14 protein-coding genes and 1 tRNA gene are annotated in these 15035 nt (G+C 41.3%); 12 read left to right on the top strand and 3 right to left on the bottom strand.

Translation table 11 applies throughout. From position 1 onward, the window contains the following. The first annotated feature begins 362 nt into the window (after positions 1-362). The 3 genes from V7K38_RS03065 to V7K38_RS03055 all read left to right on the top strand — a co-directional run bounded on the left by V7K38_RS03065 (position 363) and on the right by V7K38_RS03055 (position 6420). Positions 363-3632 carry a PAS domain S-box protein gene (locus tag V7K38_RS03065; protein WP_442940742.1) on the top strand — a complete coding sequence of 1090 codons (3270 nt, stop codon included), beginning with the start codon at positions 363-365 and terminating at the stop codon, positions 3630-3632. Positions 3633-3900: 268 nt separating this feature from the next. Then, entirely contained in the window at positions 3901-4623 is a 723-nt protein-coding gene (locus tag V7K38_RS03060; RefSeq protein ID WP_334855345.1) for a cyclase family protein, read from the top strand. 300 nt (positions 4624-4923) lie between these two features. After that, entirely contained in the window at positions 4924-6420 is a 1497-nt protein-coding gene (locus tag V7K38_RS03055) for an aldehyde dehydrogenase family protein (protein WP_334855371.1), read from the top strand. Between the two features lie 445 nt (positions 6421-6865). Here the strand turns inward: V7K38_RS03055 and V7K38_RS03050 are convergent, their stop codons facing one another. Beyond that, entirely contained in the window at positions 6866-7006 is a 141-nt protein-coding gene (locus V7K38_RS03050; protein ID WP_334712787.1) for a hypothetical protein, read from the bottom strand. A gap of 93 nt (positions 7007-7099) precedes the next feature. Here V7K38_RS03050 and V7K38_RS03045 point away from each other — a divergent pair, with 93 nt between their 5' ends. The 9 genes from V7K38_RS03045 (at position 7100) to V7K38_RS03005 (ending at position 13407) form a co-directional block, all read left to right on the top strand. Further along, positions 7100-7300, top strand: a complete 201-nt coding sequence (locus V7K38_RS03045) for a hypothetical protein (protein ID WP_334855344.1) — start codon at positions 7100-7102, stop codon at positions 7298-7300. 266 nt (positions 7301-7566) lie between these two features. Beyond that, a complete protein-coding gene (locus tag V7K38_RS03040; protein ID WP_334855376.1) occupies positions 7567-7725 on the top strand; it encodes a hypothetical protein in 159 nt (52 codons plus the stop codon). 245 nt (positions 7726-7970) lie between these two features. Beyond that, entirely contained in the window at positions 7971-8414 is a 444-nt protein-coding gene (locus V7K38_RS03035) for a hypothetical protein (RefSeq protein ID WP_334855343.1), read from the top strand. A 32-nt stretch (positions 8415-8446) separates the two neighbouring features. Then, positions 8447-8520, top strand: a tRNA-Leu gene (locus V7K38_RS03030). Between the two features lie 392 nt (positions 8521-8912). After that, positions 8913-10346 (top strand): vWA domain-containing protein, encoded by a 1434-nt coding sequence (locus V7K38_RS03025; RefSeq protein WP_334855341.1) that lies wholly within the window; start codon positions 8913-8915, stop codon positions 10344-10346. Between the two features lie 122 nt (positions 10347-10468). Beyond that, positions 10469-10957 (top strand): hypothetical protein, encoded by a 489-nt coding sequence (locus V7K38_RS03020; RefSeq protein ID WP_334855339.1) that lies wholly within the window; start codon positions 10469-10471, stop codon positions 10955-10957. A gap of 158 nt (positions 10958-11115) precedes the next feature. Further along, a complete protein-coding gene (locus tag V7K38_RS03015) occupies positions 11116-11853 on the top strand; it encodes a hypothetical protein (protein ID WP_334855337.1) in 738 nt (245 codons plus the stop codon). Positions 11854-11929: 76 nt separating this feature from the next. Continuing rightward, complete coding sequence (locus V7K38_RS03010) at positions 11930-12760, top strand: hypothetical protein (RefSeq protein WP_334855335.1); 831 nt, start codon at positions 11930-11932, stop codon at positions 12758-12760. An 8-nt stretch (positions 12761-12768) separates the two neighbouring features. Further along, positions 12769-13407 (top strand): HesA/MoeB/ThiF family protein, encoded by a 639-nt coding sequence (locus V7K38_RS03005; protein WP_334855333.1) that lies wholly within the window; start codon positions 12769-12771, stop codon positions 13405-13407. Positions 13408-13457: 50 nt separating this feature from the next. Here the strand turns inward: V7K38_RS03005 and V7K38_RS03000 are convergent, their stop codons facing one another. Both V7K38_RS03000 and petJ read right to left on the bottom strand, forming a co-directional pair. Next, positions 13458-14477, bottom strand: coding sequence for an aldo/keto reductase (locus V7K38_RS03000; protein WP_334855331.1), 1020 nt, complete (start codon positions 14475-14477; stop codon positions 13458-13460). Positions 14478-14652: 175 nt separating this feature from the next. Continuing rightward, complete coding sequence (gene petJ, locus V7K38_RS02995) at positions 14653-14988, bottom strand: cytochrome c6 PetJ (RefSeq protein ID WP_334855329.1); 336 nt, start codon at positions 14986-14988, stop codon at positions 14653-14655. Between the last annotated feature and the right edge of the window lie 47 nt (positions 14989-15035).

Raw genomic sequence — 15035 nt, 5'->3', positions numbered from 1 at the left:
TTTTGTGAAGCTAAATAAGGTTTTGGACAATGTGATTACATAGCTTAAATGAATTTAAAGGTAATTTTCAGAAGAAACATAGTTAAATAGTTTTCCTGACAGATGAATAGTTTAAATTTCACCAAAAAACATGAAGCTGATCTTAATGATGGCTTCATCTTTTTTTTAATTTATTTATAATGAAAGAGGAATTATTCCATATATAAAAATAAATAAAGTATTAAGATAAATAATATACCGCAAATGAAGATGATATCGATTTATTAACAAATTCTATTTTCAGACTATTCCCTTCATAATTTAGGCAGAGCAGGCAGGCAAAAGTGTTTTCTAAAAAGGTGCAGAGCTACATTAACCAAATCATGGTCGAAGCAGAAGAAATACCACAGGATGAAAAAGTATTTTGCCGACAGACAGAAACTGCTCCTCTAATGATTTGGATGGCTGGATACACTTCACTTTACTGTTATTTAAATTCCAACTGGCTGGAATTTACTGGAACATATTCAACAACGGGCGGGTCTGCATCTGCACGAGAACAGGAAATAGGCAATATCTGGGCTTGTAGCATCCATCCAGAAGACAAAGAGCGATGTGACAATATATATTTTGAAGCATTCGCTGGACATGATTCCTTTCAGAGACAATATCGCTTGCGTCGGGCTGATGGTGAATATCGCTGGATTTTAGATACAGCCGCACCACGATTCGCCGTAGATGGTAGCTTTGTCGGTTACATTGGTTATTGTGTGGATATAACAGAAGTGCTGATAGTGGGAAGTCAAACTACCCTGAAAGAAAGCTCATCAGCATCTACAAATTTATCTCTTTTTCTAAAAAACCTTACATCCCCAAAAAGTAACGGAAAGTTAACAAAAGTACTGAAAAACCTAGAAGCGGAAACTGCAAAACGCCAAGTAGTTGAAGCCCAGTTAAGCCAAAAAACATCGGAATTGACAGCAATTTTGGAAGTGCTTCCTGATCTATACTTTCGTCTTGATGCTGATGGATGTATTTTGGATTATAAGCCAGGTAAGATAGAGAATCTGTATATTTCCACAAGAGATTGTCAGGGCAAGAGTTTGCGAGAATGCCTGCCGACTGCTGTCAGCGATCGCTACCAGCAAGCAATAACTCAAGTACTTGAAACTCAATCTTCAGTCAGTTTTGAATATACCTTACCTCTCTTACAAGGAAATAATAATTTTGAAGCTAGGTTATTGCCGTTACCAGACCAACAAATTATAGTTCTTGTCCGTGACACCAGGGACAAGGTACAAGCAGCATTAATAGAAAGTGATACCAAGTTTCGTACCATTATTGAAAACGCCAATAACATTATTTTTGCGCTGACCCTTGAGGGGATATTTTCTTACGTTTCTCCTAACTGGACTGAAACTTTTGGGCATGAGGTTGCAGAGGTTGAAGGCCAATCCTTTGTTCCCTTCATACATCCTAACGATGTGCATATCTGTGTAGATTATTTCCAAAAAATTGCGACAACAACCGAAAAGCAAGACGCAATTGAATACCGAATAAAACATAAAGATGGCACTTGGCGATGGCATACAAGTAACTCATCTGCTATTAGAGATGCCAATGGTAATGTTATAAACTTCGTTGGTATTTGCCATGACACCACTGACCGCAAACAAGCAGAAGAAGCTTTAGCAGAACGGGCGCGTTTAGCAAATTTTCGTGCCGAGGTAGACGCGGCCCTGACTCAGAGTGACAGCTTACAAAACATGATGCGGCGCTGCACTGACGCTTTAGTTGAACATATTGATGCAGCCTTTGCTCGCATCTGGACGCTGAACAAAAAAGAGAATGTATTGGAGTTGCAAGTCAGTTCGGGAATGTACACCCACATTAATGGGCCCCATAGATGTGTGCCAGTCGGTCAATTCAAAATTGGTTTAATTGCCGAAGAGGGCAAACCTCACCAGACGAACTCTGTGCAGACAGATCCCCGCGTGGCTAATAAAGAATGGGCAAAACAAGAGGGTATGGTTGCCTTCGCTGGCTATCCCCTAGTTGTTGAAGATCAAACTGTAGGGGTAATAGCGATGTTTTCTCGCCAAACGCTGACAGAATCAACTTTTAAAGCCCTAGAATTTGCTGCCCAGGAAATTGCTATTGGCATCAAGCGCAAACAAGCAGAAGTTGCACTCAGAGAAAGTGCCCAACGGGAGGCATTACTCAATCGTCTTTCTAACCAGATTCGAGCTTCCTTGGATCTTAATTACATTGTAGAAACGGCAGTGCAGGAGATCCGTAACTTATTCCAGATCGATCGCTGCGCCTTCTTTTGGTATCGGCAAGAGGCTGAGGTTCCCTACTGGGAGAGAGTATACGAGGCGAAAAGTTACTTTTTACCCTGTCTGCTTAACGAGCAAGAAGCAACGAATGCAGAAATCGAACTCATCGCCGCCAAAACCTTGAATAGAGAAATCATCCGCATTAATGATGTTGAGACTGTGGGCGATGGCATTGCACAGCTATTTTTGCAGGATTTTGGTTTCACTGCCTTTATGTCGTTACCCGTACACACCCAATCTGGCGAAATAGGTGCATTTAGCTGTGGTTCTTATAGTGGCTTTCGGCCTTGGCTGGACAACGAAGTAGAATTACTACAAGCAGTTACAGTTCAATTATCGATCGCTATTGACCAAGCCAAACTCTACACCCAAAGTCGCATTGCTGCCCAAACAGCCCAAGACAAAGCCCAGCAACTAGAAGCAGCATTACTAGAACTTCAACAAACCCAAGCCCAACTGATTCAAACTGAAAAAATGTCCAGTTTGGGACAATTGGTTGCAGGTATTGCCCACGAAATCAATAATCCCGTCAATTTTATCTACGGCAATATTACCCATGCCCGTGAATATACCAAGGATTTGTTGCACTTGGTAGAACTTTATCAACAAAGTCACTACCCACCAACACAAGAGATTCACGAACAAATCTACAACATTGATTTAGACTTTCTCAAGCAAGATTTGCCTAAAATTCTCGACTCTATGAACATGGGAGCCGAACGCATTCGGCAGATAGTCCTATCTTTACGCAATTTTTCTCGCCTTGATGAAGACGGCACCAAAGCAGTAGATATTCATGAAGGTATTGATAACACCTTACTGCTGTTGCAAAATCGTCTGAAAGCCAAACCAGGACATCCCGAAATCCAAGTAATCCAAGACTACGGCAACCTCCCATCAGTGGTCTGTCACGCTGGAGAGATGAATCAGGTGTTTATGAATTTGTTGGCAAATGCGATCGATGTTTTGGAAGAGTCATTTGTCATTAATCATTTGTCATTAGCAAATAACTCTAAACAAAGGACTTCTCCCCAAATTCGCATTCGTACCTTCATCCAAGAAGACAGTGTAATCATTAGCTTTGCCGACAATGGTTTAGGTATGACTGAAGAAGTACGCAAACGCTTATTTGACCCCTTCTTTACTACAAAACCCGTGGGTAAAGGCACGGGTATGGGGTTGTCAATTAGCTACCAAATTGTTGTCAAAAAACACGGCGGACAAATCCAGTGTATTTCAGCACCAGGAGAAGGTGCGGAGTTTGTCATTATGATTCCACTACATGGGCAACCTTCAACATCAATAAAACTTTAATCTTTTCTTAATCAAAAAGTTAACCCATTAGTTGTTAACTAAGATTAATTCACTTTTTGCTGCAACATTTGAACCCCCCAAAAACCTAAAGTTTACAGGAGTTGGGGGGATTATTTGCACTAGTATAGGGAGTTAAGACTAGAAATATTACAGTTCAATTGATTGAAAAACGTTGTAATAGTATTACTATCTTTGCGTCGGCATAGCCCAACCCAGATGATAGCGCCTTAAAACAAATCCCTGAATATAACTAAAGTAAAAGGCTGGGATGATACAACCCCAAAGTCAAAATAGTATCACCTACACACGAGTTATCCATCTAAGTCACGTAATTGACATAGATATTCCCCAATGGTCTGGAGATCCCACAGTAGAATTTGAAACTGTGGCTGAACTTAATAATGATGGCTATTACCTCCGACGTTTCGCCTTGGGGGAACATAGTGCTACCCATATCAACGCCCCTAATAGCTTTCATAGCTATAGTATGGGAATTGACCAATATCCCGCCCAATCTCTGGTTGTACCTGCGGTGGTTATAGATATTCGCCAAGCCACAGCCGTTGATTCTGATTATGCCCTGACTGTTGGCGATGTTGTGGCTTGGGAAGAACAATACGGTGAGATATCTAAAGGTTGCGTAGTTATACTTAATACTGGTTGGCAAAAAAAGTGGTTTGATAAAAGTGCATTTCTAAATCATGATGCTCAAGGCATTGCACATTTTCCAGGATTTGGTAGCGATGCAACTCAATTCTTGCTGAAGGAACGGCAAATCGCTGGAGTCGGAATTGATACTCATGGTGTAGACCCCGGACAGGATAACACTTTTGCTACTAATCGTTTGGTATTGGAAAAACCGCGGATTGTTTTGGAAAATCTCACCAATTTGGATCAGTTACCACCTAAAGGTACTACTTTAGCGATCGGGATTCTTCGGTTGCGTGGTGGTTCTGGTTCTCCCGTGGGTGTATTAGCGTTAGTGCCTTAATTTTTATATCGATATTTGCTTCTCACACCAATTTTTTAAACTTGAGGATAACCTAGAAAGCAAGCAAACTTAGTACAGCTTTGTGTAAAATCGTAACGTTTTTAAACCAGAGTCTTGCCAAATTTTTTTGGCTTCTTATTTCTTTCTTTGTGTCCTTTGCGTCCTACCCTGCGGGAAGCCCTTCGGGTTCAGCAGTCACTCATGGGGGAAACCCCCAAGACCGCGCTGCTTCACCGCTCTGCGTCTATGCGGTTCGTTCTTCATATAGAAGTTGTATTAGTACACCCAGGGATTTTTGAGATGACAACTCCGCTATCTTGCCGCAATTATATCAATGGTCAATGGTTAAGTGCTGTAGGGGAAGCAACTTTAGAAAGTCGCAACCCTGCGGAAAAAACCGAAATCGTTGCCACATTTCCCCGATCGCAAGTTAATGATGTAGATACAGCAGTAGCCGCCGCCCGTAAAGCCTACCGGAGTTGGCGTATAGTCCCGGCCCCAGCTAGGGCAGAATACATCTTTCGCGTCGGGGAAATATTACTCCAGCATAAAGAAGAACTTGCCCAGTTAATCAGTCGGGAAATGGGTAAACCTCTGACAGAAGCTAGAGGAGATGTGCAAGAAGGTATTGACTGTGCCTTTTACACTGCTGGCGAAGGACGGCGACTATTTGGGCAAACCACACCGTCGGAAATGTCTAATAAATTCGCCATGACTGTGCGGATGCCTATAGGAGTTTGTGCCTTAATTACTCCCTGGAATTTCCCTGTGGCAATTCCTTGCTGGAAAGCTATGCCAGCCTTGGTGTGTGGCAATACAGTCATCCTCAAACCTGCCGAAGATACCTCCGCCTGTGCAACTAAATTGATTGAAATTTTCCAACAAGCAGGTTTACCACCAGGAGTAATTAACTTGGTGCATGGTGTCGGAGAAGAGGCGGGGAAAGCTTTAGTTGAGCATCCCAATGTAGATTTGGTATCCTTTACTGGTTCTTCAGAAACGGGTGCTTTTGTCGGCGCTACTTGCGGACGCACTCACAAACGGGTCTGTCTAGAAATGGGTGGGAAAAATGCCCAAGTGGTGATGGAAGATGCCGATTTAGAACTTGCCTTAGATGGCGCAGTGTGGGGAGCATTTGGAACCACCGGTCAACGGTGTACGGCTACGAGTCGCTTGATTTTGCATAGCGATATTAAGGAAAAATTTACCACCATGCTTTATGAGCGTACTAGTAAGTTACGCTTGGGTGCTGGTACCGACCCGAATACAGATATTGGCCCAATTGTCAATGAAAAGCAACTCCAACAGGTGAGCAAGTATTTGGATATTGCCCGTGAGGAAGGAGCAAAGGTTTTAATTGGTGGGGAAATTGCTAGTGAAGGCAAATTAAAAAACGGTTACTTTTTTCAACCAACTATTTTGGATGATGTAACTCCTGATATGCGGGTTGCCCGTGAAGAGATATTTGGGCCAGTGGTGGCATTAATTGAGGTTAGTTCCTTTGAGGAAGCGATCGCAATTCTCAACGATAGCAATTACGGACTTTCTTCTTCAGTTTACACCCGCGATATCAATCGGGCTTTTACTGCCATGCGCGACATCGAAGCAGGTATCACCTATATTAACGGCCCTACTATTGGTGCAGAAGTACACTTACCCTTTGGTGGCGTGAAACAAACCGGTAACGGACACCGCGAAGCCGGAACTACTGCCTTGGATGTTTTCACAGAATGGAAAAGTGTTTATGTTGACTTTTCTGGAAGTTTGCAACGCGCTCAGATAGATAACCGCAGTTAATTTTGTAGTACAGCGATTTTTCAGTTGAGTAGACTATAAAAAAGACCTAACCCCCAGCCCCTTCCCTACAAGGGAAGGGGAGTAAGCCTTTTAGAAGAGAGAATCTAACTAACACGCATTGAAATACGAAATCTGTAGTATCCCCTTGACATCATGAAGTTTTTATACTACAAATGTAGTATGAAAAGAAAAGCCTCCTCAAAAGGCAAAACTAAAACCTCTCAGAAGCTTGACAATTGCATAGATGCGACTTTTGGGGCCGCGATTGGTGTTCGACTGCTCCGAAGCCAACAAACGGACGGTTGCAGGATTCGGGTACCCTGCGGGAAGGCAAAGCCTACGATTCCCGACGGCTCCACCAGATTTTGCTGCGCTTGAAGTTGTATAGACGCTTCCTTGGCAAGATTGAGAGCATCGCAATTATACTTTCCTTGGGTCTGTAGCTCTAACGGTAGAGTTCCCAGATGTCACTTGTGCCCTGACAGAAAAAGCTTACATACTTGCTCAATGGTAGAGCGATCGTCTCTAAAACGATAAGGTGCAGGTTCAATTCCTGCGGTGTTACCACAGCTTTTTCAACTTGCATGAGGTGTGAGTGTAACTCTCACAGGGAGGGTATCGGTTCAATCCCGATCAGATCCACTTATATCAATTCGTAATTAAAAAAGAGGTGATTGCAATGGTTCATATTCGATTTGAAGGACGTTCTGTTGATGTCCCAAAAACCCAATTGGGAATTGCAGCAGGGATGAATGATGTAGCGGTGAAGGAGTGCGTTGCTCGACATTTAGATGTGAATAGCGATCGCCTTTCTGCTTACGTAATCGATCGCCGTCCTAGTGGTGATTTGATCGTCCGCCCTGAAGCTGTCTATGGTTGAATTTTATTCCGCGCCCTAACTTGTGAAGTCTACACACTCCGGTAACGGAATGCAGGTTCGACTCCTGCCGCTCCCTTTAATGGGAGCGTAGCCAAATTGGTAAAGGCAATCGTGAAAACTGCTTTGCTAACTTGTGCGGAATTTAAATTATTTAAATCGTATTTATCTATAACCTTTACTCAATACAGAGGTGAGTTCAATGATGTTAGCTAACTCATGTTTAATAACAACTCAATTAGAACAACTGAATTTAAACAACGTGAGATATGAGCGAACATCGTTTGAGCGAGATTGTGATTGAGCGTCCTCGCGGTGGGAGGAGAATTAGCCTCAAAAAGGTGACTGGCTTTAAGAAGCAATTATACAAAATCACCGAGGATGCAATTCAGGATGGATTGTTTAATTCTTATACCAATTCTGTATGAAGATGCGCCTATAATGCAAAAAATAAAGAACGAACCGCCAAGAGCGCCAAGTACGCCAAGAAATAAGAAATTAAGAGATTTAGCGCAGTTTCACAAAGAAATGGTATTACCTGATTAAACCAATAAATAAATCCAAGTATCTTTCGGATCATCTCGGCCCCCTGCGTCGGTTTTTGCGATCGCAAGTCGGACAGCCTTGGAATGAGGTTTACAGTCAACTGTGTCAACGATTAGATCCCAACACAATGGCAGGACAGCATGTTATCGATCATGTGTGGGACTATGTTGAACGGCATGTAGAAATAATTGATGGTGGTTTCTATAGCAAGGCTTACCAAGGGTATCGAAATCAGCTAAATACAAACCACCGCGATCGCTTCTATATCCATCCTGAAACCGGAATTCTTTGTGCAGTCGAGAAAGTACCTCGAAAGCAGAAGCAAAAACCGGAACAAACCGATATTCTCATCATTGATAATTATCATGAATACCAGAAGCTAAATGAGATTTGGTATTTAATTACCTTTGAAGATTTGCCATTGCCACCCACTCATTATGTGACGGATGCTGTCAAAGGTATAATTCATCGTTCTGTGGCATATAGAGGTCGAATGATTTACGCTATTAGTAAAAAGCAGTGTAACAAGAAAGAAATTCGATTTATTTTAAATCAACTTTCTAAAACATAAAATTTTCACTTCGTGCCCTAACTGAAAAAGCTTACATACTAGCCGAATGGTAAGGCACTTGACTTAAGAGCAAGCAACTACGGGTTCAAATCCCGTGTGTGAACCAACAGCTTTTTCGACTTGCATGAGGTGATTTTATTTCATTTAAATATGGAGGTGAGAATGATGAAAAAGATTAATTCTTTCAACATCGAGCCTGTGAAATTACTTTTTTAAACGAACCGCAAAGGACGCAAAGAGCGCGAAGTGAAGAAAAAAGACAGAGAATTTCACAGATTAATTAGGACTGCTACATAGAAATTCCAATTTATCGGCAGTTGTTGCCGCGCCCCGATCGCAGAAGCTTACATAATTTTGCACAAATTATACACGATGCTTCTACAACTTGCGCGGTGACTTTATCGCCCCGCGTGCAACATCTGCCTCCTTCAATTTTGGATTTTAGATTGCAATCCAAAATCTAAAATCCAAAATCCAAAATTCCTAAAGGAGGTTCTCATGAATATTGCAGAACGCGATCTGCGTTTAGAAATGCTCAACAGTTTGCTCACAACTCCTCACCGCAAACTTGAGCAAGTCGCAGAAATTCACAAGTTAATTGTTGAACTCGATCCCCTTTTCTACGGACATTTAGCAGTCTGGTATCAGCGTCATGGCGATGTCCGCGACCATAAAGAAGTATTCCTAGCTCATTTACTAACCAGCAATTTGATTGAACACCGGGATGCTGGATTTATGATGCTGCAAGAGTTTCCACCCTATCAGGTGGCTCGTGTGGTGGACTTCATGAAGCAGCAGCAAAATAAGCTACCTCGTTCCGCTCGGACTGCGGTACGGCGTTACTTAAAGGTACGGGAGAGCAATCCGGCTCTGTTCGATCGCGCCGCTTTGCGAGGTCGTAAGGCAATGAAGCACTTATATGCTTCACTGCACATCAAGCCAAATGAACGGGCAAATACGATTTTGTTTGGCGATACTCCTCCAGAGGGTTCCTTAGCAGATGTGCTGAAGCAGCTTGCTAAGGCAGAAAATGCCGCAGAACAGGCACGGCTGATTGTGGAGTTCAAAATTCCCTATACGATCGCAGTTGGTGCAATCAAGCAACTCACACCAGTTGTCTTGGTGGCGTTAATTAACAGCATGACTCCTCAAGAAGCGATCAATAACCTCAAGTCTCTCCAGACTAGAGGTGCAATGGATCACCCAGAAGTCAAAAAGCTGATTGATTCCAAGCTGGAAGCAGCGTCTAAGAGTACGCGTGTCTCAGCGTTCAAAGCACAGATTGCGGCAGATGCAGGAGATTTTGACGCAGACACGGTTGCCCAACTGGAAAAGGTGACAAATGAACAGGTAAAGCGGCGTGGTGCGATCGCTCGTCCAACTGCTTTATTGGTAGACAAGTCTGGTTCAATGGAAAATGCGATTGCGACGGGTTTGCAACTCGCTGCCCTAATCTCTGGGATCACTAAGGCAGAACTGTTTGTCTACGCCTTTGACACCATTCCTTACGCTATTACAGCAAAGGGCAAGGAGTTGACCGACTGGGAGCGTGCCTTCCAGCACATCAATGCAGGCGGTGGTACTAGCATCGGCTGTGCATTGGAAGCAATGCGGAAGAAGAAGCAGGTAGTTGACCAGATTATCATAGTGACGGATGAGGGCGAAAATGCGGCTCCTTACTTCGGTGAAGTCTACAAGACTTACTGCCGGGAGTTGGCGATAATGCCCAACGTGGTGATTGTCCGTGTAGGTGGTCATTACGACTGGGTGGAGAGTCAATTGAAGCAGCAACAAGCACCTGTAGATACGTTTACTTTTGCGGGTGATTACTACAGCTTGCCGAATCTCGTCCCACTCCTAACGCGCCCCTCTCGTCTGGATTTGCTGATGGAGATTTTGGATATGCCGTTGCCTGTGCGATCGGATAAGTGAGGTTAGAATATGGCATTGCTTATTATTTTTACTGATAAGCAATGCCTAATTTACTTTGATTAATGGTATCAATATATATACCATAAATTAGCTAATGTAAACTTTACATATAAATATGAAGTATGTATACAACTAAAAATAACAAACTTAATCATCAAGTTATTTTTGAAACCTTTAAGGATATATTGGCAAGTATCAAAGACAAGTTAGATAACGAAAGTATAACAATTCAACACATCAATACAGATAATGTAGTTCAAGATATAAAGTTGCAAGACATCCCAGTCGATCTGTTAATCGACTACGATCAAAGGATGAAATTAAGGCAGATTTCGCAAGCTTTTCTAAAAATTCAAAATTTAATTGGTAGTGTAGCAGATATTTCTGTTTATAATTACCTATTGAAATTGCTAGGAAAGAAAGAAGTATGTACAAACTTATTATTTAATATTTCAGATACTTGTCTTTTATTATCAGAGCTTCAAGAGTTGGTAGATAATGAAATTTCAACAACAAAAATATTTATTATTCCAGTAATTGGAGGATATCTGAGCAAAGGAGAGAAATGTGATTTTGTTCAATTGAATTTGTTAATACATCAGATTTTTTAAATGAATATTTTCAAGTATTTAATATTTTACAAAAAGATGAAGAACACATTGAATTTTACAATACTTTTGAAGAAGTATGCCAAAACTGCCAATTAATAGCAAAAGTTAAGATTAAAAATAAAGATGTTGATATTGCTCAAGATATTGCTCAAGAAGCAATGAAGAGAATTTATGCCATAATTAGATCCACACTACCAACAATAGCAGGAAAACACGTATTTTTTGGAACAATAGGTGAAAAATATTTAGCTAGAAAACATTCCTTTTTATTAATTGTTAATTCAAACAATGAAAGTGACATTAAATCTATAACAGTTAGTTCTAGTCGTAATCATTTCGTTGAAAATGATATCAATTTACTTCAGCATATTACTATACTTAAAACTAGAAATGCTTGGTTTAATCATTGTGATTTAATAATCAATAAATTTATTAGTGATGAAAAGTTAAGTAGTTTTGAAGAGCGAGTTTGGACTGCAATTTACTGGTTTGGAGAGGCAATGAATGAAAGAGAGCTAAGTGCAGCTATTATCAAATATTCTACCTGCCTTGAAGCTCTATTCAATAACCAAGAAGGAGGAATCAGCCAACAAGTACCTGAATTTACAGCCTACATTGCTGGTGATGAGGAAAACCCACAAATTGAAATATATAGAAAAGTTAGAGAATTATATAAATTGAGATCAGAAGCAGTGCATGGAAAGAAGTTTGCGAAGAGTATTGACACAGAATTTATGTTTTATATACATGAGATATGCCGCGTTGCAACTTTTAGAATGGCAATATACTCCGGGGTCAAAGACTTTCCATCCCCTGGAGGTTATCGGGGATTTGTAAACTATATTCTTGAGGAATATAGATTCTCACGTAAGAATATGCTCAACCCAACGAGATGAGATTGATGAGCTACATGAAAAGGGCGGATGAAGTAACAGCGATCGCTCTAAGCCAACTTGCACGCAGTAAATAATTATGACTAACATATTTAAGCTAATCAACCAAATTGCGATCGCAGAAGCACAGTTACATACCACCCAATTCCTTGCACCCTGCGTTAAAGGTGGACGAGTTCGCACACGAGTAGCTGGGATGGTTTACACCTTCACGCCAAAGCCTAGTAAATTTGAAGGCTGGGGCATCTTTCAGCCTGTGGATCAAAAAACAGCAACGGTTGTAGAAGAAGCAGACTTACCCCAAATTACCGAATACTTACAACACTTTCCCCAAATACGGCTGCGATTAGCACACCAACTACAAAAACAAAGCTGGTTAGCATACCCCGTAAATGAAGCAGATGTGCGTCAACGGTTGAAAGTAGTTAAACCGATCGCAGTCCACTTAGTTACTGAGGGTATCGTCTTTGAGCAAATCATTGCCCGATGGAATGGACAGTCTTGCTGGTTTGAGGAAGTAGATCGCCGTACCGATCCGGTAATTGTTGAAACTCTGCAATCTGCCGTCAAACAACTCATTCCGGCTGAAGAATTACAGTTTAAAGACATTACTCCAGAAATCCGTACAGTGTATGAATTAGCGACTCGGCGCATTGAGGGATTTACTCAACCGCAACAGGATGAAAAGCGACTTAAAAAGGCATTGCAAATGGGCGGCGGTGAATTAAATCAATTCCACGATCGCAGCGACTACTGGACAGTCGATTGGACAACTGCTGATGGTGTTCGCCATAGTAGTGCGATCGCTAAAACTGATTTAACTGTTGTTAGTTCTGGTATTTGTCTGAGTGGACGCGATCGCGATTTTGACTTGCAATCCTTAGTGGCTGTGATGGAACAACAAGAGTAGTGAGAACAATGAGTGTCTTTTTTCACGAACAGCTTTACCGCAGCAATGCTGTGATGACAAAGCTGAAAAACTATCCTGTAACCATTTGTGGCGCTGGAGCATTAGGAGCTAACATTGCAGAAAACTTAGCTCGGTCTGGTTTTGATAAACTTACAGTGATTGATTGCGATCGCATTGAGGAACGTAACTTATCGACTCAGCCTTACTACCGTTCTGATGTGGGAGCGTTTAAGGCGAAAATCTTGGCGAACAATTTATACCGAGCAATTGGTACTAAAGTTGATGCTAAGACAAAGGAGTTAACACCAGCAAATACAACTCAATTACTCAAAGACAGCCAGTTAATTGTCGATGTGTTTGACAATAGTGTGGCGCGTCAAGCAGTGAAAGATTATGCTGACCAATTAAGCATACCTTGTCTTCACGCTGGACTATCGGCTGATTATGCAGAAGTGATTTGGAATGACGTTTATCGAGTTCCTTCCGAAGTGAATGATGATGTTTGCGATTATCCATTGGCGCGAAACCTGGTGATGTTAACTGTTGCTGTGGCGTGTGAGGCGATCGTTTCATTCATTACCACAGCAGAACAGCGTAACTCTAGTATTACCCAAAAGGATCTGACTATTCAATCTCTGTTTTTGTAGATGGTGTAGACGCTCTTAGCCGCTTGTTGCAAATATTTTTTCGCTAATAATTATCGCCGATATTCGTCGCCACAATCGCCGATTAGCTGATACAAATCTCGTGATTGGCGAGATACGGCAATGATGCGATCGCGATCGTCATCATCTAAACTAAAACTAAATACTTTGGCGTTATCTTCTATATGTTCAGATACACCAAGTCTGGCACCAACTATCACACCACCGACCGTTGGCTGGTCTAAAATGTAACGAACCGCTATGTTGGCGATACTCACTTTATGCTTATTAGCAATTTCCTTCAAGATAGCTAGTAATTCTTGAAATAATCGCCAACCACCCCAAGCATCGATCGTATTTTTATACTTTTTCAAACTGGCTGTAGAGAGATCAAATCCTTGCGGTTCCGGTTTACCCAAATAGTTTTCTGATAACAAACCACCGCACAGTGTACCGTAAGTAAAAAGTTTGATGTCATGCTGTTGACAAAACTGTACCATATTAACTTCGGGACGGCGGTCAACCAGAGAAAATTGCACTTGGTTAGAAACAATTTTGATGCCTGCTTCAGTAATAATCTTCAGGTTTTCTGTGTCAAAATTAGTTAAACCTAGATGCTTAATTTTACCCTCAGTCTGAAGCTCTGCCATATATTTAAGGGCATCCAGGTAATTTTTATCCTGATATTCCCACCAGTGGAATTGCATCAAATCTAACGATTTAACATTCATTCTTCTCAGAGAAATATCAATATTTTCCTCAACCAGTTTTTTTGTCATTTTGCCTGGACGAGGAACCCATTTTGTAAAAGCTTGCACCTGAGATAAAGCATCTTTCCCACGAGTATCAATTAGTTGACAGCGAAACTCACCAATAAAGTCTTCTGCGGGGCCATAATGGTCTGCTAAATCCCAAGTGGTAAAGCCTGCATCTAAATATTTGAACATAGTCTCAATGGCGGCTGTGGGATTTATCTGTCCGTGTGCGCCGGAAACTTGCCACATACCATTTAAGATGCGGCAGATATTTAAATCAGGAGTGAATTGGAGACGGCTAGCTGTGGGTAAGTTCATTTTCAAGTTTAGGAGTGAGAAGAGTTAATAATTAGTGAGTTGACAAGCAGATTTTGACAGCCTTTTAACTTTTCTACTTTATTATGAATGATTTAGGACTGGTAGAGTTAATAACCGCTAATTTTTTAACTTATAACTCCTATACAGGCAAAGATTTTTCGCGTCTCCTAATTTTCTAAGGCCAGCCTTTTTCAGCTTGTTCGAGAACGTAAGCAGCAACGTCTTGAATTTGCTGTTCAGTTAGACGCTCTTTGTAGGCTGACATATTATTTTTACCATTGGTAACTATAGATGTAACTGCCTCTATTGAATCCATACCATACTTTTTCAAAGCTTGCTTTTTGAGATTTTTACCTCGCCTAACGATGTTGCTACCATTGATATGACAACCAGCACATTGAACACTAAATATTTGTTCACCATTAACTGTATCTGCTGCACTGGCGGGTAAAGTAAAAGTACCGAGTGATAACACAAATGTTACTAATATTAATGCGAGTATTTTTTTCACTTCACTTATCCTGATTGTGAGATACTAGTTACAGGTATATGTCAACA

It is taken from the genome of Nostoc sp., from assembly GCF_036917465.1.
In the GTDB taxonomy this organism is placed as follows: domain Bacteria; phylum Cyanobacteriota; class Cyanobacteriia; order Cyanobacteriales; family Nostocaceae; genus Nostoc.
This window is presented reverse-complemented; position numbering and strand designations above follow the sequence as displayed.

What these genes read in the sequence shown, in the direction of transcription:
- V7K38_RS03065 (WP_442940742.1), top strand. Translation starts at nt 363, where the DNA reads ATGGTCGAAGCAGAAGAAATACCACAGGATGAAAAAGTATTTTGCCGA.
- V7K38_RS03060 (WP_334855345.1), top strand. Translation starts at nt 3,901, where the DNA reads ATGATACAACCCCAAAGTCAAAATAGTATCACCTACACACGAGTTATC.
- V7K38_RS03055 (WP_334855371.1), top strand. Translation starts at nt 4,924, where the DNA reads ATGACAACTCCGCTATCTTGCCGCAATTATATCAATGGTCAATGGTTA.
- V7K38_RS03050 (WP_334712787.1), bottom strand. Translation starts at nt 7,006, where the DNA reads ATGCAAGTTGAAAAAGCTGTGGTAACACCGCAGGAATTGAACCTGCAC.
- V7K38_RS03045 (WP_334855344.1), top strand. Translation starts at nt 7,100, where the DNA reads ATGGTTCATATTCGATTTGAAGGACGTTCTGTTGATGTCCCAAAAACC.
- V7K38_RS03040 (WP_334855376.1), top strand. Translation starts at nt 7,567, where the DNA reads ATGAGCGAACATCGTTTGAGCGAGATTGTGATTGAGCGTCCTCGCGGT.
- V7K38_RS03035 (WP_334855343.1), top strand. Translation starts at nt 7,971, where the DNA reads ATGGCAGGACAGCATGTTATCGATCATGTGTGGGACTATGTTGAACGG.
- V7K38_RS03025 (WP_334855341.1), top strand. Translation starts at nt 8,913, where the DNA reads ATGAATATTGCAGAACGCGATCTGCGTTTAGAAATGCTCAACAGTTTG.
- V7K38_RS03020 (WP_334855339.1), top strand. Translation starts at nt 10,469, where the DNA reads ATGTATACAACTAAAAATAACAAACTTAATCATCAAGTTATTTTTGAA.
- V7K38_RS03015 (WP_334855337.1), top strand. Translation starts at nt 11,116, where the DNA reads ATGAAGAGAATTTATGCCATAATTAGATCCACACTACCAACAATAGCA.
- V7K38_RS03010 (WP_334855335.1), top strand. Translation starts at nt 11,930, where the DNA reads ATGACTAACATATTTAAGCTAATCAACCAAATTGCGATCGCAGAAGCA.
- V7K38_RS03005 (WP_334855333.1), top strand. Translation starts at nt 12,769, where the DNA reads ATGAGTGTCTTTTTTCACGAACAGCTTTACCGCAGCAATGCTGTGATG.
- V7K38_RS03000 (WP_334855331.1), bottom strand. Translation starts at nt 14,477, where the DNA reads ATGAACTTACCCACAGCTAGCCGTCTCCAATTCACTCCTGATTTAAAT.